The sequence below is a fragment of the Streptomyces sp. NPDC033177 genome, assembly GCF_055577715.1.
Genome location: NZ_JBVIPS010000006.1, coordinates 573027 through 595370, shown reverse-complemented (window position 1 = coordinate 595370; position 22344 = coordinate 573027). Strand labels below are relative to the sequence as shown.

Annotated in this window: 25 protein-coding genes; 9 read left to right on the top strand and 16 right to left on the bottom strand. The window is 68.2% G+C overall.

Features of this window, described 5'->3' with window-relative positions:
- Positions 1 to 10: 10 nt before the first annotated feature.
- From ACZ5U5_RS23700 to ACZ5U5_RS23675, 6 genes are all read right to left on the bottom strand, one after another.
- A complete protein-coding gene (locus tag ACZ5U5_RS23700; protein WP_469024947.1) occupies positions 11 to 1570 on the bottom strand; it encodes an SCO6880 family protein in 1560 nt (519 codons plus the stop codon).
- Complete coding sequence (locus ACZ5U5_RS23695) at positions 1567 to 2934, bottom strand: hypothetical protein (RefSeq protein WP_469024945.1); 1368 nt, start codon at positions 2932 to 2934, stop codon at positions 1567 to 1569. Before ACZ5U5_RS23695 ends, ACZ5U5_RS23700 begins: the two co-directional genes overlap by 4 nt.
- Positions 2924 to 3763, bottom strand: a complete 840-nt coding sequence (locus ACZ5U5_RS23690) for a hypothetical protein (protein WP_469024942.1) — start codon at positions 3761 to 3763, stop codon at positions 2924 to 2926. Before ACZ5U5_RS23690 ends, ACZ5U5_RS23695 begins: the two co-directional genes overlap by 11 nt.
- Before the next feature lie 196 nt (positions 3764 to 3959).
- On the bottom strand, positions 3960 to 4268 hold the full coding sequence (locus ACZ5U5_RS23685) for a hypothetical protein (RefSeq protein WP_160505898.1): 309 nt from the start codon (positions 4266 to 4268) through the stop codon (positions 3960 to 3962).
- Positions 4269 to 4504: 236 nt separating this feature from the next.
- The gene (locus tag ACZ5U5_RS23680; RefSeq protein WP_469024938.1) at positions 4505 to 6196 is read right to left on the bottom strand and encodes a tetratricopeptide repeat protein; all 1692 of its coding nucleotides are present in this window, start codon (positions 6194 to 6196) and stop codon (positions 4505 to 4507) included.
- A 416-nt stretch (positions 6197 to 6612) separates the two neighbouring features.
- Complete coding sequence (locus ACZ5U5_RS23675; protein ID WP_469024936.1) at positions 6613 to 6834, bottom strand: hypothetical protein; 222 nt, start codon at positions 6832 to 6834, stop codon at positions 6613 to 6615.
- 94 nt (positions 6835 to 6928) lie between these two features.
- On the opposite strand from ACZ5U5_RS23675, the gene ACZ5U5_RS23670 reads away from it, so the two are divergent.
- Positions 6929 to 7696 (top strand): TetR/AcrR family transcriptional regulator, encoded by a 768-nt coding sequence (locus ACZ5U5_RS23670; protein WP_469024933.1) that lies wholly within the window; start codon positions 6929 to 6931, stop codon positions 7694 to 7696.
- Here ACZ5U5_RS23670 and ACZ5U5_RS23665 read toward each other — a convergent pair.
- From ACZ5U5_RS23665 to ACZ5U5_RS23650, 4 genes are all read right to left on the bottom strand, one after another.
- Entirely contained in the window at positions 7668 to 8366 is a 699-nt protein-coding gene (locus ACZ5U5_RS23665; RefSeq protein ID WP_469024931.1) for a hypothetical protein, read from the bottom strand. The genes ACZ5U5_RS23670 and ACZ5U5_RS23665 overlap by 29 nt on opposite strands.
- Positions 8363 to 8983: a hypothetical protein gene (locus ACZ5U5_RS23660; protein WP_469024929.1), complete on the bottom strand. Its 621-nt coding sequence runs from the start codon at positions 8981 to 8983 to the stop codon at positions 8363 to 8365. Before ACZ5U5_RS23660 ends, ACZ5U5_RS23665 begins: the two co-directional genes overlap by 4 nt.
- 94 nt (positions 8984 to 9077) lie before the next feature.
- A complete protein-coding gene (locus tag ACZ5U5_RS23655) occupies positions 9078 to 10316 on the bottom strand; it encodes a putative T7SS-secreted protein (protein WP_469024926.1) in 1239 nt (412 codons plus the stop codon).
- Positions 10313 to 10639, bottom strand: coding sequence for a hypothetical protein (locus ACZ5U5_RS23650; protein ID WP_469024924.1), 327 nt, complete (start codon positions 10637 to 10639; stop codon positions 10313 to 10315). The genes ACZ5U5_RS23655 and ACZ5U5_RS23650 overlap by 4 nt, the downstream gene beginning before the upstream one ends.
- Before the next feature lie 271 nt (positions 10640 to 10910).
- On the opposite strand from ACZ5U5_RS23650, the gene ACZ5U5_RS23645 reads away from it, so the two are divergent.
- Positions 10911 to 11546: an NADPH-dependent F420 reductase gene (locus tag ACZ5U5_RS23645; RefSeq protein ID WP_469024921.1), complete on the top strand. Its 636-nt coding sequence runs from the start codon at positions 10911 to 10913 to the stop codon at positions 11544 to 11546.
- A 22-nt stretch (positions 11547 to 11568) separates the two neighbouring features.
- Here ACZ5U5_RS23645 and ACZ5U5_RS23640 read toward each other — a convergent pair whose 3' ends face one another.
- Positions 11569 to 12273: a DUF4232 domain-containing protein gene (locus ACZ5U5_RS23640; RefSeq protein ID WP_469024919.1), complete on the bottom strand. Its 705-nt coding sequence runs from the start codon at positions 12271 to 12273 to the stop codon at positions 11569 to 11571.
- 255 nt (positions 12274 to 12528) lie between these two features.
- Here ACZ5U5_RS23640 and ACZ5U5_RS23635 point away from each other — a divergent pair, with 255 nt between their 5' ends.
- A complete protein-coding gene (locus ACZ5U5_RS23635) occupies positions 12529 to 13296 on the top strand; it encodes a hypothetical protein (RefSeq protein WP_469024917.1) in 768 nt (255 codons plus the stop codon).
- Positions 13297 to 13351: 55 nt separating this feature from the next.
- On the opposite strand, the gene ACZ5U5_RS23630 is transcribed toward ACZ5U5_RS23635, so the two are convergent.
- Complete coding sequence (locus ACZ5U5_RS23630) at positions 13352 to 13603, bottom strand: DUF397 domain-containing protein (protein ID WP_469024914.1); 252 nt, start codon at positions 13601 to 13603, stop codon at positions 13352 to 13354.
- A gap of 152 nt (positions 13604 to 13755) precedes the next feature.
- Here ACZ5U5_RS23630 and ACZ5U5_RS23625 point away from each other — a divergent pair, with 152 nt between their 5' ends.
- The gene (locus ACZ5U5_RS23625; RefSeq protein WP_469024912.1) at positions 13756 to 14754 is read left to right on the top strand and encodes a C40 family peptidase; all 999 of its coding nucleotides are present in this window, start codon (positions 13756 to 13758) and stop codon (positions 14752 to 14754) included.
- Between the two features lie 199 nt (positions 14755 to 14953).
- Positions 14954 to 15652: a phosphatase PAP2 family protein gene (locus ACZ5U5_RS23620; RefSeq protein WP_469024910.1), complete on the top strand. Its 699-nt coding sequence runs from the start codon at positions 14954 to 14956 to the stop codon at positions 15650 to 15652.
- A gap of 326 nt (positions 15653 to 15978) precedes the next feature.
- Here ACZ5U5_RS23620 and ACZ5U5_RS23615 read toward each other — a convergent pair whose 3' ends face one another.
- Positions 15979 to 17556, bottom strand: a complete 1578-nt coding sequence (locus ACZ5U5_RS23615; protein ID WP_469024907.1) for an FAD-binding oxidoreductase — start codon at positions 17554 to 17556, stop codon at positions 15979 to 15981.
- A 103-nt stretch (positions 17557 to 17659) separates the two neighbouring features.
- Positions 17660 to 17815: a hypothetical protein gene (locus ACZ5U5_RS23610; protein WP_469024904.1), complete on the bottom strand. Its 156-nt coding sequence runs from the start codon at positions 17813 to 17815 to the stop codon at positions 17660 to 17662.
- 119 nt (positions 17816 to 17934) lie between these two features.
- On the opposite strand from ACZ5U5_RS23610, the gene ACZ5U5_RS23605 reads away from it, so the two are divergent.
- Positions 17935 to 18756, top strand: a complete 822-nt coding sequence (locus ACZ5U5_RS23605) for an SCO4651 family lipoprotein (RefSeq protein WP_469024901.1) — start codon at positions 17935 to 17937, stop codon at positions 18754 to 18756.
- 120 nt (positions 18757 to 18876) lie between these two features.
- Complete coding sequence (locus ACZ5U5_RS23600) at positions 18877 to 19059, top strand: hypothetical protein (RefSeq protein ID WP_469024899.1); 183 nt, start codon at positions 18877 to 18879, stop codon at positions 19057 to 19059.
- Positions 19060 to 19178: 119 nt separating this feature from the next.
- Here ACZ5U5_RS23600 and ACZ5U5_RS23595 read toward each other — a convergent pair whose 3' ends face one another.
- Positions 19179 to 19532, bottom strand: coding sequence for a metal-sensitive transcriptional regulator (locus tag ACZ5U5_RS23595; RefSeq protein ID WP_363213188.1), 354 nt, complete (start codon positions 19530 to 19532; stop codon positions 19179 to 19181).
- A gap of 223 nt (positions 19533 to 19755) precedes the next feature.
- On the opposite strand from ACZ5U5_RS23595, the gene ACZ5U5_RS23590 reads away from it, so the two are divergent.
- Positions 19756 to 20376, top strand: a complete 621-nt coding sequence (locus tag ACZ5U5_RS23590) for a DUF47 domain-containing protein (RefSeq protein ID WP_467695106.1) — start codon at positions 19756 to 19758, stop codon at positions 20374 to 20376.
- Positions 20377 to 20385: 9 nt separating this feature from the next.
- On the top strand, positions 20386 to 21384 hold the full coding sequence (locus ACZ5U5_RS23585) for an inorganic phosphate transporter (RefSeq protein WP_363213186.1): 999 nt from the start codon (positions 20386 to 20388) through the stop codon (positions 21382 to 21384).
- Positions 21385 to 21536: 152 nt separating this feature from the next.
- Here the strand turns inward: ACZ5U5_RS23585 and pstB are convergent, their stop codons facing one another.
- Positions 21537 to 22313 carry a phosphate ABC transporter ATP-binding protein PstB gene (gene pstB / locus ACZ5U5_RS23580; RefSeq protein WP_351168352.1) on the bottom strand — a complete coding sequence of 259 codons (777 nt, stop codon included), beginning with the start codon at positions 22311 to 22313 and terminating at the stop codon, positions 21537 to 21539.
- Positions 22314 to 22344: the final 31 nt, after the last annotated feature.

Below are 22344 nucleotides of genomic sequence, written 5' to 3'. Positions count from 1 at the left end.
GCCCTCAGCTCTAGCGTCGGATGCCGGTCGCGAACGGCAGCGTATTGACGAAGGCCCTGTGGTGCTCGCGGTCGCACCACTCCAGCTTCAGATACGACTTCCCGGCCGAGGCCCGGATGGTGCGCTTGTCGCGCGCGAGGGCTTCGGGGGAACGGGACGAGACGGTGATGTAGCCGACCAGATTGACGCCGGCCGCGCCGCTCGCGAGGTCCTCGCCGCGCTGGTCGAGGCGGGAGTTCGAGGCGATGTCACGCGGGTCGACCGTGCGGTTCATCTTGGCCTGGCGGCTGGCTTCCGCCTCGTCGTTCGTCTTCTCCGTCAGCATGCGCTCGATGGCGACCTCGGTGGGTTCGAGGTCCATGGTCACCGCGACCGTGCGGATCACGTCCGGGGTGTGGACGAGCAGCGGGGCGAGGAAGTTGACGCCGACGGGGGTCATCGGCCACTCCTTCACCCAGGCCGTGGCGTGGCACCAGGGGGCGCGGGTGGAGGACTCGCGGGTCTTGGCCTGGAGGTAGGTGGGCTCCATGGCGTCGAGCTCGGCGGGCCAGGCGTTGCGCTTGGTCATCGCCTGGATGTGGTCGATGGGGTGGTCCGGGTCGTACATGGAGTGCACGAGCGAGGAGAGGCGGCCCTGCCCGAGCGGCTGCCGTACGCGGATGTCCGCTTCCTGGAGCCGCGAGCAGATGTCGGTCAGCTCGCGCGCCATGACGACCGCGAGACCGGCGTCCTTGTCGAGCTTGCGGCCGCCGTGCGGGCGGCTGGCGCGGGCCATCGCCTGGGCCTCGGCAGCCAGGTCGCGGGAGTAGTGCATGCAGGCGACGAGATACGCGCGGTGCTGCTCGCTGCTGGTGGACACCATGGACTGGAGCTGCTCGTACGACTGCTGCAGCCAGGGCAGTGCCCGGTCGTCGCCTCGTACGCTGACGTCCTTGGCGTGGGCGTCCGGGTCGGCGGGGAGGGTGCGCGCGAGCATTTGCAGCCGTGTCACGAACCCATCGCCATTGGCGACGTGCTTGAGCAGCGTGCCGAAGCGGTCCACGAGGGCCTCCTGGTCCTCGGAGTCCCTCAGCCCGACGCCCGGCCCCTCGATCTCGATGGCGGCGGTGACGGTGCGCCGGTCGGCATGCAGCAGTACGGCGATCTCATCCGGCCCGAAGGGCGCGGCCAGCCAGCTGATGCGGCCGATGCCGGGCGGCGGGCCGACCTCGATCTCGCGTCCGTCGAGGTGGACGCCCGCCTCGGGGGTGGCGGAGCGGTAGGCGGTGCCGCGCTTGAGGGAGCGCTTGTAGCTGCGGTTGATCTCGAACCACTTGAAGAACGTGCGGCCCTTGTAGGGGACGTAGACCGCGGCGATCGCCAGCATCGGGAAGCCCATGAGCAGCACGATGCGCAGGGAGAGGACAGGGACCAGGAGTCCGCACATCATCCCGACGAAGGCGCCGGCGATGATCAGCGCGATCTCACCGGTCTCCCGGTTCTTGCCGACGATCGCGTTCGGCCGCGCACGGCCGATCAGATATGTGCGGCGGGGCGCGACCGGATGGGACACGTGGGACTGGGTGGTCATGAACGCCCTTCACCTCCCGAGCGATTGGTAGTGCCAGTGGAACCTGTGGAGCCGTTGCCCGAGCCGCGGTTGCGCGCGTGCGGCGTGGCGGTCGCGCTGCCCCGGGGCGGGGGGGCGGCGGAGGGGACAGATCCGCCGCCGTTCGATGAGCCTCCGCCGCCTCCGCTGGGGCGGCTGCTGTGGGCTGCTACGCCGCCGCTGGCCGGGTTGGACGGCCGGGACTGGTTGTTGCCGCCGCCGCCTCCGCCTCCGCGGGAGCTGTGGGTCTTGATGCCCTGGGAGACGAGGGACGCGGGGGAGGTGATGACGGCCGCGGCGCGGTTCTCCGCACCCTGGGAGATGCGGTTGTTCCGGGAGTTGGCGATCTCGTCGCCGAAGCCGGGGACGAAGCGGTAGATCATGGCGCTCGCGAAGATGGCGAGCAGGATGATCGAGAGCCCGGACACGACGGCGGAGAACGCGTCGGGTCCGTCGTCGGCGGAGAGCGCGCCGGCCAGGCCGAGCACGATGACGATGATCGGTTTGACGAGGACGACGGCGATCATGATGCCCGCCCAGCGGCGGACGTGCGTCCACAGGTTCTTGTCGACCAGGCCCGCGTACACGACGGTGCCGAGCAGGGCGCCCACGTAGAGCAGGGCGGCCCGGATGACGAGCTCCAGCCAGAGGATGCCGGCCGCGAGGATCGACACGAGCGAGACGACGATCAGCATGATCGGCCCGCCGCCGATGTCCTCGCCCTTCTTCAGGGCCTCGGAGAACGTCCCGAAGAAGGTGTCCGTCTGACCGCCGGTGGCCTTCGCGATGACGTCCGTGACGCCGTCGGTCGCCGAGACGATCGTGTAGAGGATCAACGGCGTGAAGGCGGAGGCGAGGACCGTCAGCCACAGGAAGCCGATGGCTTCGGAGAGCGCGGTGGTGAGGGGGACGCCTCTCACTGCGCGTTTGGCGACGGCGAGGAGCCAGAGGAGGAGGGTCAGGATGGTGGACGCGGCGAAGACGACCGCGTACTGCTTGAGGAAGCTGGGGTTCGTGAAGTCGACCTCGGCGGTCTCCTTCACGGCTTCGGAGAGCTTGTCGACGGTCCAGGACGCGGCTTCGGCGCAGCCCTTGGCCAGGGAGGAGAGGGGGTCGGCGGTGGAGTCCAGGGGGGCGTCGGTGGGGTACTTGCCGCTGCTGTCGCCGGTGCCGCTTTCTTGGCCTTTTTCGCAGTACTCCTTCGCAGGGCCGCGGATGAGATCGCAGGGGTCGTCGTCGGGCTCGGGCGCGGCGACGGCCTGCGTGGCGAAGAGGACCACGGCGGTTTGCACCGTGGTTACCGCAGCTGCGAGCGTGAGGGTGCGACGGCGGTTGCTAGCGGGCATAAGTGAACCCTCCGTACTCCTCCACAGCCTTCGCCATGTCGTCGGCCGACGAGGCCCTTTGGTCGCGCCCGACGGGGACGGGGCCGTCCTTCTGCTTGAAGTCGGCGACCTTCCAGTCGCCTCCGACCCACCGCAGCTCGTACGTGTTCGTGAACCAGCTCTCGGAGACCGGGTTCTTCGTGTTCTCTCCGGCAAGGCCGAAGAGCGAGGAGTACCAGATCTCCACGGTCGCCGAGTTGCCGCTCATCTGCTTGGAGGTGGTGCCTACCGGGATGATGCGCGAGACGAAGGTCGTGCCCTTCGGCGCGCTGCCGTCAGGATTCAGGCCGATGCCCGTCAGAAACTCCTTGCCGGAGTACACCTTGTCCAGCGAAGCCTGGCGAGAGGCGGCCGCCTGCGGGGTGTAGACGGTGTTGACGATGCTGTGGCGCAGGCCGGCCTTGAACATGTCCGCCGAGCCGAGCGCCACCGCATAGTTCGCCGCAGCGGACTCCGCCCCCTGCTCACTCTTCGCGAAGCCCGAAGGGATGCCCGACGTCTTGCCGTCGACAGGCTTCTCCCCGGAGGCGGCGGTGGGGTTCGACTCCGCCTTCTTCCCGTCCCCCTCTCCGGAGGAGGTCCCGCCGTCGCCGCGGTTCGCGAAGGCGATGGCGGCGATCAGCACCACCACCACACCCACCACCGTCACGAGAGACCGTGACGAAGAACGGCTGGATCTGCGCGCTCCTCCGTACACATCCTGGCCGCCCCCCTCGCCCTCGGGGAGCCGTGTCCGGGTCTCGCCCGAGCCGCCGTAGAGGCCGCCGTTTCGCTCATCGTCGAGACTCATGCCGCGTACGCCCCCTCAACCTCTCGGTGAACCGCCACGTACGACGGTAGCCGTGCTGGTTCCCGCGCGGGCGCGGTGTGGTGACTCGACATCAGGGAGTTGCAACCTCAGCCGGTGGGCACGACGGATGGGTGGGTCGAAGGGGGACAGAGGGTGGGGGGACGGGGACGTAAGTGACGTAAGTGGGTGGCGGGGGCTAGACCGCCATGCCGTACACGATGGTGAAGACCGTGCCGAGCGAACCGATGATGAAAACGCCGGTCAGGCCCGCGATGATCAGACCCTTGCCCTGTTCCGCGCTGAAGGTGTCGCGCAGCGCCGTCGCGCCGATGCGCTGCTTCGCCGCGCCCCAGATAGCAATGCCGAGACAGAGGAGGATGGCGATCGCCATCACGACCTCGATCATCACCCGTGCCTCGTTGCCCAGGCTCCCGAAGGGACCCCAGTCGGGGGCGATCCCGCCGATGATGGTGGTGATGTCGCCCTTTTCGGCTGCCATAAGCATGTGTAACTCACCGCCCCTAGTGGGTTGTTCCGTCACCTCTGCCTACCGCAGTGCAGAGGACAGCTCATTCTCGCCGACAAATGGGCCAGTGCATGTCGACTTGGCGTCATTCGTTGGCTGAAACGTATGGTCACTCTGTGTATCACGGTGAGTGACGCCGGGCAATGACGGCCCGGCGAGCCCTCTGACCAGGTCTCATTCTGACCAGGTCTGGTGACGGAGACTCACATCATCGGTCATGTACGCCCGTCGGGGCCATCCAGCCCCCGGAGGTCGTTCACGTCGTCGAGTCCGTCAAGCCCGTCAAGGCCATCGAGGCCATCCAGGTCCCCGAGGCCGCCTCCCGTCACGACGTACGCGCAGTCGGTGTAGCGGTAGCCGGGCTGGATCTTGCTGCCCTCGGTGTTGTTGCGGACGCTTCCCACGCTGCTCGCGTCGCGCTTGTAGAGGAAGTGGTAGTCGCCGGCGGGCAGCCGGAGCGTCTTCTGCGGGTACCCCTTGCCCGCGAGGCAGGCCTTCTTGCCCTGGGCCCTGCTGGTGTACGTCTTGCAGTTGCCGCACGCGGCGAGCTTGAGGCTGCCGGTGGTCGGGCCGGTGTAGAGGACCTCGAGCGGCCCTGGGCCGCCGTTCTCGACGACGTACGTGAGCCTCGCGCCGCCCGGGGACTTCGTCGGCGGCAGGCTGCGGCCCGCCGCCGGGCGGGCCGCGGCGATCTCGGCGGCGATGGCGATGTCCTTGGCGCGGTCGCGCTTGCCGTTGCTCTTGTAGGTCCCGGTGAAGTCGTTGAGGGTCTTGGCCGCCTGGCTGAACTTGCCGTCCTTGAACTCGTCCACGCCGCACGCGTACACCCCCGACTCCACCGCGTTCGCGGCGTCGTCGGAGAGGCCGTCACCCGTGCCGTCGGGCAGGGCCTTGGCTGTGGTGCCGATGCCGCGGAGCTCCTCGGTGGCCTTGCAGGGGTCGGAGCCCTTCAGGTCCGACGAGCGGGCGTCGATGGCGTCGCGGATGGCGGGCTCGACCTTGCCGGCCTGGTCGGAGTCGGGGAACGTGCGCAGGAGCTCGCCCAATTCACCGCCGTCGGCGCTCCCGGCCGCCGCCGTGGAGGTGGCGCCGAGACCTTGGCTGCCGCACTCGTAGAGGGAGGTGGCCAGGCGGTCGTCGGGCCAGGTGGCGAGGGTGCCCACGCGGTCCTTGCCGAGGGAGCCGGGGAGGGTGCGGAGGTATTTCAGGGGTTCGAGGGCGTCGCAGTACTTGCGCTCGTCGTACGGGGCGGCGACGGACTTGTAGTACGTGGTGAGGCTGTCCGGGACGCGCTTGGCGGCCTTCGAGTCCGGGTGGTCATCGCCCAGGTCGCGGTAGATGGCGAGGGCGGAGCGGTAGTCGTCCTCGGCGGCGTCGAAGGTGCGGCCGTCCGCGGCCGTGACGATCTTGTCGGCCTTGTCGAGCCGGTCGAGCAGCATCTGCTCCACGGCCTCGTCGCGCGCGGCGTCGTACGCGATGACGCCGCCGGCGGGGACGGCGAGCAGGACGAGCCCGAGCCCGACGGCGAGCGGTGCGCGGAGCGGCCAGGCATGGGGCGTACGAAGGGCGCGGCGGGCCCCGTCGGCCGCCGCGAGGACGAGGAAGGCGACGAACCCGACGAGTACGCCGCCGGGGACGCCGTCGACCTCGGCGGGAAGCGCCACGAAGAGGAGCGCGGCGGTCGCGGCCCAGCAGAGGGCGGCCAGGAGCCAGCGCTTCAGGAGGACGTAACCGAGGCCGAGACCGGTGAGGTTCAGGAGCGCGGCGGAGAGGGCGCGCAGGGGGTCGGGGGCGGGAGCGGGGCCGGGAGGGCTTATGGGCGGGGCGTAGGCGGGCGGGGCCGCGGGAGGCGGGGGTGGGGGGAACGGTGGCGGTGGTGCGGAGGGCTGGGGCGTGGGCGGTGCCATGGGGGGTGGCGGCCCGAACTGTCCCCCTCGGGGGGCCTCGGGCGGCGGGGGAGCGGCTGGCCCTGGGGCGGGCGCGGGGCGCTCACCCGGGTCATGGCCCGGCCCCGCAGGCGGCGCGCTCGGGGCCGCCGGGCGCTGCTGGCCGCCCGTACCGGCGCCGTGCTCCGCACGCTCCCCGCTCCCCGGAACCGCGTCGCTGGGCCCCGGGCCCCCGGGCACGGCGTCGTTGGGCTCTGCTCCCGTGGCGTGCTCGTCCCCAGGTTGCATGTTCGGCTCCCCCCAGCCGTCACAACGCAGCGCCTTGATTTGCGCCCAATTCCCCAACGATCGGCGAAAGCTGGACACCCGTCAACAGGCCGTGCAGGGCTGGGCCTTCCGCCTCGCCCTCAGTCGCCTCGCCCTCAGTCGCGTCGACCTCAGTCGCGTCGGCCGAGGGTCTTCGCCCGGGAGTGGGACCAGACGGTCAGGGTTACGCCCCCGGCGAGGGCGACGACGTAAGCGGCCAGAAGAACCGCGAAGCCGCCGGGGAGCCAGCCGAGAAGGCCGGTGTGGCCGTGGTCTAAGAGCAGCCGGATGAGGCCTTGCGCGGAGAAACACATCAGGACTGCGCCGAGGATCTGCAGGATGTCGTACTTCACGCTACGAACGTATCAATGGGGCGACCATAAAATCGCTCCCGTGGCACACGATTGCTGCATTACGTCACACATTCCAGGGCCTACAATGAGGGCCGTGCGTGACGAAAAGAAATCCCGCTGCACGGTCTGCCGTGCCGGGATCAGCGCCGCGGGCAAGCGCGGGCGCCCCGCTCTCTACTGCTCCCGGAGCTGTCAGGCGAGGGCTTATCGGCAACGGAACCGGCCCCCCGTCCCGGCGCCCGAGAGCCCGGCACCCACGTCCGGCGCCCGGACGCGCAGACGCCGCCAGATCGCCGAGGCGGTGTGGCGCATCGCCGCCGAGCGGGGTCTTGACGCGGCGAGCATGCGGGAGGTCGCGGCGGAGGCGGGGGTGTCGCTGAGGGCGGTCCAGTACCACTTCGGCAGCAAGCATCAACTCCTTGTCGCCGCCCTGCACATGTTGCACCGCGAGAACGAACGCCTGGCAAGGACCCGTGTCCACTACGACCCCGCGGACCTACGCGGCGTACTCAGCTCTCTGCTGCGCGAGTTCCTGCCGCTGGACGCCCAACGGGCCATGGCCCTGCGGGTGTTCTCCGCGTACTACGCACGCAGCCTCACCGATCCCGCCATCGCGGCGGTCTTCCTGAGCGACGACCATCCCCTGGAGGAACTGGTCGCCGGGTTCATCGCCACGGCGCAGACGAGCGGCCAGACGGCGCCGGGCCTGGACGCCCGGCGTGAGGCCGACCTCCTGGTGGCGGCGGCGGTCGGTCTGGGCGGGGACGTACTCCACGAGCGCCGCACCCTGGACGAGGTGCGCGGCGCGCTCGACTACTACCTGGACAAGATCTTCAGCCCCGTCCGGCCGCAGCACGCTTGATCGCTTCGGCCTCGAGCAGAGGGTTCTCGAAGCTGACGTTCTCGGCGATGTGGTGCAGCAGACTCCGGTACTCCGCGCGCCGGTTCACGGCGGTGGTACCCAGCGTGAGGCTCGCCAGGCGTTTGCCGTCGGGGTGGGGGAGGTGGGCGAAGATCTGGAGGAGCGGGGTTTGCGAGGGGTCGGAGTCGGAGCCCGGGGTGCGGACGAGCTCGCTGAACGACGCCGGCCCGCAGGGCAGCTCCAGGTACTCGATGTTCGTGTGCCCCTCGGCGCCTGCGACGGCCCGGGCGGCGGTGACGGCGGGCGCCGCTACGGCGATGTCCCGCCAGGACAGGGTGAAGAGGGAGAACAGGTAGTTGACGCCGTCGCCGCCGGAAACATCGTCGCGGTGCAGGCCGAGCGAGCAGTGAGCGGTGGCGGCCTCGACCATCGTAGCCAGTAGCTGCTGGACCAAGGCGAGTTGCATCAAGAACTGCTTGCGGGTGGCATCGTCGGGGGCCGAGGCCAGCAGCGGCTCGATGGTGCTGCGCAACTTGTCGGCTCCGGCGGAGTCGGCCGGGTTCAGCAGAGCAGCCACAGGGATCGGGCTGAAGCCCGCGGGGAGGGCGAACCAGTATTGGGCGTCGGGGTCATCTACCGACTCGTCGAGGATGAACCTGGGTGTACTCAACGGGGCGTCGCCTTCTTGCGGAGTGAATCAGGAGCCGGGACGAATCCGGCGTGGCGGGCCTGTTCAAGATCGGCGGGTGTGGCTCCCCACTCCGTGGTGCAGGCGGCATTGGCCATTGCCAGACGCTGGTGGAGCAACATCATTCGGCGAGGCGTTTTACCGCTCGGGGTGGGCGCCGCGATGAGGCCGATCATGCGAGGGTCACCGGCGAACCAAACCGTCTCGATCTGGGACTTGAGCTGAGGCTTGGCGCGGGGCGCCATACGACGGTGCCACCAGGTGATGCGGAAGTGCTTGGTGAAGACGAGGGGAAGTTGCTGGGCCCGCTCGCCGGGGTTGGGGAACTCGAACCACCCGTACTGATTACCCAGAACTTCTGGTTTGTCTGACAAGCCGTGTGAGACACCTCGAAACACCTGCCACGGATAGGTCTGCAGGACGCGCAGCATGCGCAGAGCCGTGGGGATGTAGCTCAACTGGACGAGCATGCGATAGGGGCTATAGATCCAGTACGGCAAGTAGATCCATACCGCCCAATTGGGTGTTTCGAGTGAAATGCCCAAGAGTGCGATCCAGACGCCGATCCAGCAGACCAAGCCGGCCACGTTCATCAGCATGAGCAGGCTCCAGGCACGACGCGTCGGTGGGTGGTCCCACGCGGTTGCGTAGTCGGCAGGGTTCACTGGTTCACTCTTTCTGCAACGGTGGAGGTCAGGAGAAGATGTAGCGTGCGGCAGCCGGGAGCCCGGGCGCGTCGATGCCGAGTCGCACGCCGTCGACACCGGTCCCCACCTCGCCCCTGCGCTCGTCGTCATCGAACAAGCCGTATCCCGCAGTCACAATGCCGATGCCGCCCGAAGCCTTGGCTACGCTGTCGGCCCACAATTGCGGATTGGCTGTCCCGCCAAAGACTTTTTCGAGCAGCGGGTTGGTCAAGTTGCTGACCTCGGTGGCTTTGTCGGAGATCGCAGTGCCGTATTTGGCCATCTTCCCTCCGAGGCTCAGAACTTCACCCCCGTTGCGGATCGCTTGCGTGGCTTCGATGCCCCCCTTGGCGGCAGCACCGAGTCCAGGCACCATGCCCAGAGTGTCGGCGCCCACCGACACCAAGTTACTGAAGAAGTCGGAGTCGAACTCGCCCTTGGTAAAGCCATCCCATAGAGACGCGCGCACCGCAGGATCAGAAAGCCGGGTACCGAGCGCCGCCGCGCTGAATACCGCCGCGCCCACCAGTAGGAGCGGAAGCGCAATAGGCCCGGTGAAGACCAGCGCAGCCAGTGCAAGAACCCCCGCCACGGCGCTGAGGATGTCCGGAAGGTTCTCCTTGATCCACTCCCAGGAATCCTCCAGCCAACCAGGTTCCTGCGGTGCCAGCTTCTCCGTCGCGTCGCGGATCTTCTCAGCGCGGTACTCGGACCTCTCGCTGTGCTCATGCTCCAGGCTCCGCGCCCTGCCCAAGATCCGGTCCAGCTCCGCCTGAGCGTCCTCGACCTTTCCGTCGGCCAGCTTCAGGGACTTCTTCGCGTCGTCCTGCTTGCTGCCCTTCTTCTCCAGGTCAGGATCAGCACCGGCAGTGTCAGCGTGCCCCTGCGCTGCCTTCAACGCCTCCCGGGCGTCCTTCGCTTTGCCGTCCAAAGCCTTCGCCCGGCGCTGGTAGTCCTCCAGGTCGCCTTCCCAGCGATCAAGCTGCGTGGCGGCCTTCTCGATGGAGCGTGCGGCGTTCTTCAGGTTGAGGGTCAGCGGACCGCTGTCGATGGTTTCGCGAAAAGCTACGGCCGCATCGCCTTCCCAGTAGCTGCCGTCCATCAGCTTGGTGACGACCTTGCGGGTGTCGCGGAGGACAGTGACGCAGTTGTCCAGCTTCTTGCGCAGTTCCTTTACGGTGTCGCAGTCCCCGGGGGCGGGATTGAAGCCGAGGTCGGGATAGGTGGTGGCGTCCGTCTTCGTCACTTCGGCACCCGCACCGTGTCATCGTTGGTCTTACCGGGCTTTTCCAACGCCTTCACCAACGCATCCTCGACCTCGTTGAAGGCATCCTTGCTCTGCCCGATGATCTTGCTCAGATCCTCCGCCTGCTCGCCGATCTGCTCCGCGCCGTACTTCCAGTCCTCCTGGAAGTCCTCGCAGGCCTTGTCGAGGTCGTCCGTTCCGAGGCCGCCGACCGTCGCACCGGACAGGGCGTTGCGCAGGCCCTTCAAGGACTCGACTGATCCATCGAGCAACTTCATGAAGTTCTCGAGTTCGATCGCGTCAAGCCTCAGTCTCTCGGCCATACCTGCCCCCTGGGTCCTAGTCGCGCGTCACGGACGGCGGTCGTTGCTCTGGGCTGACTGACGCTATCGACGAGGGGAGTGCTTTCGCTAATGCGAATTTTGCGTCATAGCTACGCGTACCCGCATGTACCAGGCGGTGCGGTCCCCTGGAGGGGGAAGTGGCCCAAGGGCCACGGCGCGTCCTCGGGCTAAAGGGCTACGTCGACGGGCTGATGCGGCGTACGGCCACAGCCCGATCTTCTTTGCGACCGTGCCGCTTAGCGTTCTGTCCATGCGAATCGGACTGCTGGGAACCGGAAACGTAGCCCGCGCGCTGGCAACTGGCTGGCGTGCAGCGGGGCATGACGTCGTGCTGGGGTCGCGAGACCCCGAGGGGCGGGGGGACGCGGAGGAGCTTGAGGGGTTTGTCGTTGTCGGGTTGCGGGAGGCCGCGGGGCATGGGGACGTGCTCGTCAACGCCACGCCCGGTACCGCCTCCATGGATGTGTTGAACGACATCGGGGCCGCTGCCCTGGCCGGCAAGGTGCTGGTCGACATCGGGGTCGGGTTCACCGGGGACATGGAGCTCTCCCACCCCAACTACAGCCTCAGCGAGGAGATTCAAGCCGCCTTTCCCGACGTGGCCGTGGTCAAGACGCTTGCCACCGTCGACTCCGTCGTGATGAAGGACCCGGGGAGCCTGGAGGAGCCGGGGACTATTTTCCTCTCGGGTGACGATGCCGCCGCGAAGCGGACCACGCGGCAGTTGCTGAGTGACCTCGGATGGGCCGATGCCTCCCAGTTGGACCTGGGAGGCATTCGGACCGCACGCGGCCAGGAGCACGCCGCGTACCTGTTCATGGGCGTGGCGGAGGCGATCGGCTCGTACGGGTTCGGCTTCAAGGTGGTGCGTCCGCGGGCCGCCTGAGCAGGTGCCGGGGCCGGGGGTTTCAGCCCGCCGGGGAGTCACTGACCTTGCCGACCGGGCTGATCTCCAGCTTGACCGGGCTCTCGCCGTCGGAGACCGGGAGCGAGCCCGCGGGCCAGTCGAGCGTGACGTGCTTGGTCTCGTTCGGGGGTGTCACGACGAGGCTGGTGATGCGGACGCCGGAGCCGCCCGAGTTGTTGTACGGGAACGTGATGTTGAAGGCGGCCGACTCGCCGTCCTTCAGGACGCCGGGCGTGGCCTGCTCGCCGTTACGGCTCACGGAGAGGGTGTCACCCGTGGACGCCGTCAGGTCGACCCCCGCGTACCCCTTGATGGTGCAGTCGCGGCCACCGCCGTTCTTGAAGACGACGGTGACGACGCCCTCCGTCTTGTCGGTGGTGTTGTCGGTGGCGTTCACCTCGAGCTCGTCGGTGCGGCAGATACCGGTCGTGGACTTGTCGGCGCTGGTGTCGTCGGTGCCTCCGCTGCCGGAGGTCTTGCTGCCGCCATCGGCCGACGAGTCACCGCCGCCGGTGGTGGCAGCCTCTCCGGTGCCGCCGCCGTCACCGTCACCCGTGCCGTCGTCCTTTCCCGCCGAGTCCGAGTCCGAAGCTGCCGCGCCGGGCTTGGTGTCCGCCGACGCGTTGTCGTCGCCGTTGCAGGCGGTGAGCGAGAGGGCGGCGACGAGGCCGATGACTGCTGCGACGGCCTTGCGGGTGTGCTTCATGGGATTCCCCCGGAGTAGTGCTGGGCTGTGGTGATCACAGCTAAGGGGGAGGGATTCGGGGTGGGCAAGCAACACCGCGGCATGCGGGACGCTGGAATGGTTTCGGCGCCCTGACCTGCGGAAACGACCCTCGCCTGGGACAGCTGGGTGGGACGTACGGTGGGCGCTTTGATCATGAACTTGAGTTGATCATGGACATGCAGGTGATCTAGGGTCCCGGCGTCAATACTTGGCGGGGGAACGGATCACACCATCATGCGCACGCGTACGCGCTCCAGGCTGGCCGCGGTCGTCGCGGCGGCGGGTCTTGCCCTGACGGTGACCGGTTGCGAGGACGAGGGCAAGAGCGTCGAGGGCCACGCGGGCGACAAGAGCGTCGAGGGCAGCAAGACGGACGAGGGTACGTCCGCCTCGGTGGGTGGCGGCGGCGGTGGCGGTGCCTCCGACCCCGGCTCCAGCTCCGACCCCGGCTCCGACCCCGACCCCGGCTCCAACCCCGCCCCCGCCCGCAACGGCGGCACCAGCGGCGGGCCCGAAGTCCGGCAGAAGTGGATGCTGGAGAACCTGCCCCAGGCGGGCACGGTCATGGCCGCGGGCGAATACCTCCAGCGCTTCACCACGTGCGAGCGGTACAGCATCGATCCTTCCGACGAGCGCTACTACCCCATGGACGAGAAGTTCGACATGACCTGGGGCGTGCAGTTCCGCGGTACGTGCGACGACGGCGACAACGGCTGGATCCGGGTCTTCAAGACCAGCGACATGAAGCAGTTCCAGACCGCCTACAAGGCGGAGATCGCCGAGCGGATGCAGTCCGACGAACTCGCCGGGATACAGGGCGGCTTCGCCATCGGCAAGGACTTCGCCGTGATCGCGCCGGACGACGAGACGCTCCGGGATCTTTCGGGGTCGTCGCTCCTGGAACTCAACTGCAACCCGAACTTCCAGCCCGAGGGCGATGTGTCCACGGCACCCGCGCTGATCGATGGCTGCCTGCTGACCGACGAGTTCGTGGAGGGCTGACCCCCGGCGCCGGAAGCCGGGGTCGTCACTCCACCCCCTGGGCCCCCTAGACCCCCTAGACCCCCTCGCCCCCCTCCACCCCCTCCACGAAGTGGTCGAACTCGCCCGCCTGAACGCCCAGTACGAAGGCGTCCCACTTCTTCCGCGTCGTGGTCACGACGTTCTCGGGGTCACTGGTTTCCCGGAGGTACACGGCGTCCCCCGGGCCGTACGCGATCTCGATCCAGGGGCCCGGCCCCTCCTCCCCCTCGGGGGCGGCGCGTATCCAGTCGAGATCTGAGGGGACGGCGGGGGCGTTTTCAGACATGGACGGTTCCTCGGCTCGGGTCGATCGGTCTGTGGAGCGGCGGTCCCCTGCTCGGCCATATGCGGCCTGAGGTGGGATTCTGCTCCGATTACGGGGTGGAGGATGTCAGACTGGTGCGCGGTGGACTCCCGCGTGATGAGGGGTGGTTGACGGTGCGTAAGACGTGGCTGGTCGCGGCCGTCGGCATCAGTGGGGCGATGAGCTTCATCGCCCTCCTCGTCGTGGGGACGTACATGGCCGCGGGGAGTATGGCGAACGGCGGCGGCCAGGGCAACGTGGGGCTCGCGAAGGGCGCCGTGCCCGCCACCTACCAGGCGCTCGTGCAGAAGTGGGGCAACCTCTGCAAGGCGATCAACCCCGCCCTGCTCGCCGCGCAGCTGTACCAGGAGAGCGGGTTCAACCCGAAGGCGAAGAGCCCGGCCGCCGCCCAGGGGATAGCGCAATTCATCCCGGGGACCTGGGCCACGCACGGGGTGGACGGCGACGGTGACGGCGACCGCGACGTCTGGGACCCGAAGGACGCCATCCCCTCCGCCGCTTCGTACGACTGCAAACTCGCCGGTTATGTGAAGGACGCCCCGGGAAGCCCGACGGAGAACATGCTCGCCGCGTACAACGCGGGTGCGTACGCCGTCATCAAGTACGGCGGCGTTCCCCCTTACCGCGAGACCCAGAATTACGTGAAGACCATCACGGACCTGGAGAAGAGCTTCGCCCGGCCCATCGGCAGGGTGCAGCCCTCGGAGCAGGCGGCGGGCGCGATCTACTACGCGCAGAAGAAGCTCGGCACGCTGTATCTGTGGGGCGGCAATGGAACCGCCGAACAGAACGGCAGGTTCGACTGCTCCGGTCTTACTCTCGCCGCCTATCGCAGTGTCGATATCGATCTGCCGCGCGTCGCCAACGACCAGTACAACGCCGGACCCCATCCGAAACGGGACGAACTGCTCCCGGGCGACCTGGTGTTCTTCTCGGACGACCTCACCAATTCCCGTGCCATCCGGCATGTCGGGATCTATGTGGGCGGGGGCTACATGATCAATGCCCCGCGGCCCGGCGCGGTGATCCGGTTCGACCCGATCGACACGCCGGATTACTTCGGCGCGACTCGCGTCACCGAGGATGGCGCGGAGGCCGTTCGCGGCGCGTGATGTGGCTTGAACTCTCCGTCAGTACACTTCTCTGAGCTGCGGTGATGAGTCTCTCTTCGGTAACGTCTGCGTGATCATTCGGTGGAGAGTGGAACGTAGTGAAGGGGACCACGCGTTCCCTTGACTGTAGCCACGGGGGTTGACGGAAGGACGCACGGCAAGGTGCGTCCGAGGCGAGAAGACAAGGGGCCGCAGCACCATGGCTGGACTCGACACCACAGGGTCGAACCCCGACGTCAGCCTGCTCTACGACATCAACGGCCTCGCCGAGGATTCGCCGGCCTGGCTGGCGAAGTCGGTCGCATTCGTCGGCGAGTACGGACTGCTGCTCGCGCTTGTTCTGCTGGTCCTCTGGTGCTGGTGGGGGCAGCGAAAGCGCGAGACGCTGGATGACGCCGCTTCTTCTGTCGCCGCTGTTGTCTGGGCGCCCTTGGCTGCCGGGATCGCCGTCCTGGTGAATGTGCCGATCCGGGGATTCGTCGAGCGCCGTCGGCCTTTCAAGGACCATGACGGCCTTGAGCTCCTTGTGCACGGAAAGACCGACTTCTCCTTTGTGAGCGATCACGCGACGCTCGCAATGGCTCTGGGCGTCGGGCTTTTCGTGGCCAACCGGAAGTTCGGTCTCGTCGGCATCGCCCTCGCCTTGTCCGAAGGTTTCTGCCGGGTCTTTATGGGCGTGCACTATCCGACGGACGTCATCGGCGGATTCGCGCTCGGAACGGCTGTCACGCTGCTGCTCTCGCCGCTGGCGATGGCCCTGCTCACGCCTGTGGTCAAGGCTGTCGGGCGGTCGGGGCGGGGGGCTCGGCTGGTGTGGGCGAAGCCGCGGGACGAGGCTGTGGCCGAGCTTCCGCAGCGGGCGTCGTCCGGTCCGGACGAGCGGAAGCTCGCGGCGTAACGGGCGGCGTCTCGCCCTCGCGGCGGCGCTTCAGGAGCCACCAGCCTGTGCCGGCCGCCGCCACGGTCACGCCCGCGGAGATGGCGGCCAGGGCACCGGCCTGGGGGTGCGTGCCGGCGTCGGCGGCGTGGGCCGAGGGGGCCGTCAGGGCCAGTAGGGCGGCGGTGGACGCTGCGGCTGTGCCTATTCGCGGGTTCATACCCTCAGAGCAGCCGGGTCCCGGGGAGTGGGCCACCCGAGGGCGTGTCGGGCAGGGCCGTTCGGGTTGCCGGGGACGCCGTCCGGGGTAACGGAAGGTTTAGCGGGGGGCACAGGAGCCCGCGTAGTCAGAGGGCCTGCGCGTAGTCGAAGAAGCGCTTCGGGTCGTACTGCTTCTTCAGTTTCTTCAGGCGGGGGGCCGCCGGACCGTAGTACGCCTCACGCCAGTTCTTCAGGGTCGGGTCCGCGTAGTTCTGGTACGCCGCTCCGGACGCGTACCGGCCCATCGCCCCATGAGCCGTTTTCAGCCATGCCTGGGCAGGGGTACCGGACGTCCCCGGGCGCCACGCCGCGATGTACTGCGCCAGCAGCCGGGAGCGGCGGTGCACGAAGGCCGTGGCCGTCGGGTCGACCCGGTTGATCGCGCCGCCCAGGGCGGTGAGGGCGATGCTGCCGGCGCTCGCGCCCGTCACGTTCTCCACCTGGGTGAGGAGCGCGCGGATTCCGGCCGCCGACAGCGAGCGGTCGAAGAAGTCCGAACTCGCCGCGTACGTCTCGCGGTTCAGTGCCCCCTGCGGGCTCCGCCCCGGCGTCGCGCCAGGCAGATGGCACTGGGCGTCCGAGGCGAAGGACGAGCAGCCCGCGTACACCTCCATCGCCTCCTCGTACGAGCGCCGCTTCAGCGAGACGCTGCGGGCCGGGGCGCCGATCTTGTCCGCCAGGCGGTCCACCGCGTTCTGGAGTTCTCCGTACGTGCCCAGGGAGAAGCAGGCGACCGACACAGTGGGCGTCCCGCCCGGCGTGTTCGCCAGGTGCGCCGACGACCAGATCTCGTCCGGCTGGCCGGGGCCCCACTCCTGCCATGCCTTGATGACCGCGGCCGCCTTCGACCAGGGCCAGCTCATGTACGCCGAGACGCCCTGCGGGGCCGCGTGCGTGCGGAACCGGAGCTCCGTGACCACGCCGAAGTTTCCGTTGCCCGCGCCGCGCAGCGCCCAGAACAGGTCCTTGTTCTCGCTCTTGCTCGCCGTCAGCTGCTTGCCGTCAGCCGTGATCAGCGTCGCCGACGTCAGGCTGTCGCAGGTCAGGCCGTACGCCCGCGAGACCACTCCATGTCCGCCGCCGAGCGTCAGGCCGGAGATGCCGACCGTCGGGCAGGAACCCGCCGGGATCGTCACGCCCTTCGCGGCGAGCGCGCGGTACACGTCGATCAGCTTCGCGCCCGCACCGACCGTGGCCGTCGAACCACTGGCCCGCGTCTTGTTCAGCTTCGACACGTCGACGACCAGGCGTCCCGTGCCGGACGACCAACCCCCGTAGGAGTGGCCGCCGTTGCGTATGGAGACCGGGACGTCGTGCGCGCGGGCGTAGGCCAGGGTCGTGCGGATGTCGTCCGGGCTCGCGACGTACGCGACCGCTGTCGGCTTCAGGCTGTCGTAGCGCGTGTTGTAGAGCTGCCGGGCCGCCGCCCACTGTGCCTCGCCCGGCTTGACCAGGGCGCCGTCCAGGTCCTTGGCGAGGGCGGTGAGGTTCGCCGCCGCCGTCGCGGCGGCGCTCGACGTACGGATGGGGGTGCCGGAACGGGGACCGTCCGCGCTGCGGGAGGTCGCGCCGCTGCCGCTGCCGGAGCCGGAACCGGAGCAGCCCGCCGCCGCGAAGGCCGTCGCGGCCGCCGCCGTGGTGCCGATGAACGTACGCCGTTCCATGTCGCCCCTCCCGTTGCTGTCCCGGAGTACGAGACGGCCTGCGGGACCCATGGGTTCCGCTGAGCGGCAAGGGGAGTTGTGCGGGAAGCGGCCGAGCGGCGGTCTACCCGTGGGACGAGTGGGACTCCGCGTCGGTCCTGGCCTTGCTGCGCGCTCTGCGGGCCGGGCCGCGCCAGCCGCAACTGCACCTGGCCGCGCAGAAGCGGCCCTGCTCGACCGTCGTCGTGCGATGGGGTTCTTCCTGTTGCTCCTCTGCCACGGACCCACGGTACCCACGCCGGGTTAACGCTCTTCCGCGTGACGGGTCAACGTACCGGTCGTTACACGGAACGACAGGGGGCTACAAACCTCGCGGGAAGGCTTGGGGGTAGTCGGGCGATGGGTCAGCAGCAAAGGCGCACAGGCGGGGCGGCCATCGCGGCCGCGGCGGTGGGTCTCATGGCCGTCGCCACGGGCTGTTCGGGCGGCGGAGCCGCCGCCGACGACGGGCGCAGCACCCCCCAGGACGCCGTCGACGCGGTGCGGGACTCCGCCGACGCCCTTGTCCGTGCGGGCAGTTCCAAGGCGCGTACGTCCATGGAGATGGCCAGCGGCGGGACCCGGGTGACCATCCGTGGGCAGGGCTCGTACGACTTCAGGCGGCAGGTGGGGCGGTTCGTGGTGGTGCTGCCGAAGGATCCCGCCGGGGACGAGGAGCACCGTCCCATCACCGAGCTGATGGCGAGCGGCGCGCTCTACATGAAGAACCGGGGGGCCGGGGTGCCGGCCGACAAGTGGGTGCGCATCGACACGGCGTCGCTCTCGGACGGCAACCTCGTCACGGGCGGCGCCACCGATCCGCTCGCCGCGGCGGAGCTGCTGCGGGGTGCGAGCAAGGTGTCGTACGTGGGGGAGACCGCGGTGGCGGGCGTGCAGGTGCGGCACTACCGCGGGACCGCTGACTTGCCGGCTGCCGCGAAGTCCGCGTCCGAGGGGCAGCGGCGGGCCCTGGGTGCGGCGGCGAAAGGGTTCAGCAAGGGCGGGGTGCCGTTCGACGCGTACCTCGACGAGCAGGGGCGGCTGCGCAAGCTGCGGCAGCACTTCAGCGTCGCGAACGCCGAGGTGGCCTCGACCACGCTGCTGTTCGACTTCGGGGTACGGGTGGACGTGCGGCTTCCGGCGAGCGAGGACATCTTCGCGGGGAAGATCGCCGAGAAGTAGGGTGCACGGCTAGTCGCGCCCGGGGGTGTGGAAATGGTCCGTCCGTGCCATGCGCGGTGTGTAGGCCGCTCCCTACTCTAGGAAGTCGGTACCGGCAGGAAGCAAGGCCAGGAAGAGGTGATGAACGTGGCTCTGGTGCGCGGTACGACTGTTCAGGACCACGTTGCCCTTGCCGAGATCGAGCTGTGCGGTGAACTCATCATCGCGGCGTCCGCCGCCGCGGAGCGCTTGAGCGCCGACCGCATTGACGAGGTCCTGAACGTCTTCACCGACGTGGAGCAGCTGGGCAATAGCCGGGATTGACCCGGGCCCCCGGTTCTCCGGGGGGTGGAGCGCGGCCCAGCCCCTGCCGCGTCCCTTCGTCCCGGCCCGCTGCCCGGCGGTCCGCCGCGTCGCACGCGAGCCGCGCGTCACGCGCAGGCTCAGGTGCGCATCATGCGGGCGATGGCCTTGGTGGCCTCCTCGACCTTCGCGTCGATCTCGTCGCCGCCCTTGACGGCCGCGTCCGCCACGCAGTGCCGCAGATGCTCCTCCAGGAGCTGGAGGGCGAAGGACTGCAGGGCCTTCGTGCCGGCCGAGACCTGGGTGAGTATGTCGATGCAGTAGGTGTCTTCCTCGACCATCCGCTGCAGGCCCCGGATCTGTCCCTCGATGCGGCGCAGCCGCTTGAGGTGCTCGTCCTTCTGCTTGTGGTAGCCGTGGACGCCCTGGTCGTGGCCGGGCTCGGAGGGCGCTTCGGTGTTCATGGCCACACCGGCCGCATCGGTGGTCGTCATCGCGTCCTCCTGCTTGGACAGTCACTTCGCTGGGCAGTGATAGGAAAAGCCACTGGCTCGCTTGGCTTCCTATACCCCTAGTGGGTATAGGATACTCGATTGCTCGGGGGGCGTGCTGATCACTGTGCCTGATGGGCGACACTGGGGTCTGGCCGGTTAGCCGTGGCCGGATGATGCGCCTAGCATCAGCCTGACCGAATCCAAAGCACCCCGAGGACCCCACGTGCGCTTTCGTCTGACCCCCAGGGAGACGAGCTTCTACGACATGTTCGCCGCATCCGCGGACAACATTGTCACGGGCTCGAAGCTCCTGATGGAACTGCTCGGGGCTGACGCCTCCGCCCGAGCCGAGATCGCAGAGCGTATGCGGGCCGCGGAGCACGCTGGAGATGACGCGACACATGCGATCTTCCACCAGCTGAACTCCTCCTTCATCACGCCTTTCGACCGCGAGGACATCTACAACCTGGCCTCGTCCCTCGACGACATCATGGACTTCATGGAGGAGGCCGTCGACCTGGTCGTCCTTTACCAGGTCGAGGAACTCCCCAAGGGCGTCGAGCAGCAGATCGAGGTGCTCGCGCGGGCCGCCGAACTCACGGCGGAGGCCATGCCCAATCTGCGGACGATGTCCAACCTCACCGAGTACTGGATCGAGGTCAACCGCCTGGAGAACCAGGCCGACCAGATCCACCGCAAGCTTCTCGCTCAGCTCTTCAACGGCAAGTACGACGCCATGGAGGTGCTGAAGCTGAAGCAGATCGTCGACGTGCTCGAAGAGGCGGCCGACGCGTTCGAGCACGTCGCGAACACGGTGGAGACCATCGCGGTCAAGGAGTCCTGAGGCCTCTCCATGGACACCTTCGCTTTGGTCGTGACCATCGGTGTCGCGCTCGGATTTACGTATACAAATGGCTTTCACGACTCTGCGAATGCCATTGCCACTTCCGTCTCCACGCGTGCGCTGACGCCTCGCGCGGCTCTCGCGATGGCCGCCGTCATGAACCTCGCCGGTGCCTTCATGGGCAGCGGGGTCGCCAAGACGGTCAGCAAGGGCCTGATCGAGACGCCCGAGGGCAACAAGGGAATGTGGATCCTCTTTGCCGCCCTGGTGGGCGCCATCGTATGGAACCTCATCACCTGGTATTTCGGGCTTCCTTCGTCCTCGTCCCACGCCCTTTTCGGTGGAATGGTCGGAGCCGCGCTCGCCGGTGGTATCGGGGTGATCTGGTCCGGGGTGCTCGACAAGGTCGTCATTCCGATGTTCATCTCGCCCCTTGTCGGTCTCGTCGCCGGTTATCTGGTGATGTGCGCGATCATGTGGATGTTCCGGAAGTCCAACCCGCACAAGGCCAAGCGTGGATTCCGTATCGCGCAGACGGTCTCGGCGGCCGGAATGGCGCTCGGTCACGGTCTGCAGGACGCGCAGAAGACCATGGGCATCGTGGTGATGGCCCTGGTCATCTCCGATGTGCAGGACGCCGACGCGCCCATTCCGATCTGGGTCAAGATCGCCTGTGCGCTGATGCTCTCCGCCGGTACGTACGCGGGCGGCTGGCGCATCATGCGGACCCTCGGACGCAAGATCATCGAGCTGGACCCGCCGCAGGGATTCGCCGCGGAGACCACCGGCGCGGGCATCATGTTCACCACCGCTTTCATGTTCCACGCGCCGATCTCCACCACGCACGTGATCACTTCCGCGATCATGGGTGTGGGGGCCACGAAGCGGGTGAACGCGGTGCGGTGGGGCGTCGCCAAGAACATCATTCTCGGGTGGTTCATCACGATGCCGGCCGCGGCAATTGTCGCTGCGCTGAGTTTCTGGCTCGTGAACCTGGCGTTCTTGTAGTTCTTATAACTGCGGGCCCGTTTCGGCTGGTCGCGCAGTTCCCCGCGCCCCTTCGGGGCACGGAAATGGGCCCGCCCCCGGGAGCCAGGGGCGGGCCCTTCTCGTCCTCGCGGCGGCACCGCCATGCAGCGCCGCGAGGGGTCTCTGCGGGCTTATCCGAAGCGGCCCGAGATGTAGTCCTCGGTCGCCTGCACGGACGGGTTGGAGAAGATCCGCTCCGTGTCGTCGATCTCGACGAGCTTGCCGGGCTGGCCGACCGCCGCGAGGTTGAAGAAGGCCGTACGGTCCGAGACGCGCGCGGCCTGCTGCATGTTGTGCGTCACGATGACGATTGTGAAGCGCTCCTTCAGCTCGCCGATCAGGTCCTCGATCGCGAGCGTGGAGATCGGGTCCAGGGCCGAGCAGGGCTCGTCCATCAGGAGCACCTGGGGCTCCACCGCGATGGCACGCGCGATGCACAGACGCTGCTGCTGGCCGCCGGAGAGACCGGAGCCGGGCTTGTTCAGGCGGTCCTTGACCTCGTTCCAGAGGTTGGCGCCCTTGAGGGACTTCTCGACGATGGCGTTCAGCTCGCTCTTCTTGTACGAGCCGTTGAGCCGCAGGCCCGCCGCCACGTTGTCGAAGATCGACATCGTCGGGAACGGGTTGGGGCGCTGGAACACCATGCCGATGGTGCGGCGCACGGCGACCGGGTCGACACCCGGACCGTAGAGGTCCTCGTCGTCCAGGAGCACCTTGCCCTCGACGCGGCCACCGGTGGTGACCTCGTGCATGCGGTTGAGGGTGCGCAGGAAGGTGGACTTGCCGCAGCCGGAGGGGCCGATGAAGGCCGTCACGGAGCGGGGCTCCACGGTCATCGAGATGTCCTCGATGGCCTTGTGGGCACTGTAGTAAGCGGTCAGGCCCGATACGTCGATTCGCTTGGCCATGTGGATCACTGCCTTAAGGGGATTGCGAGAG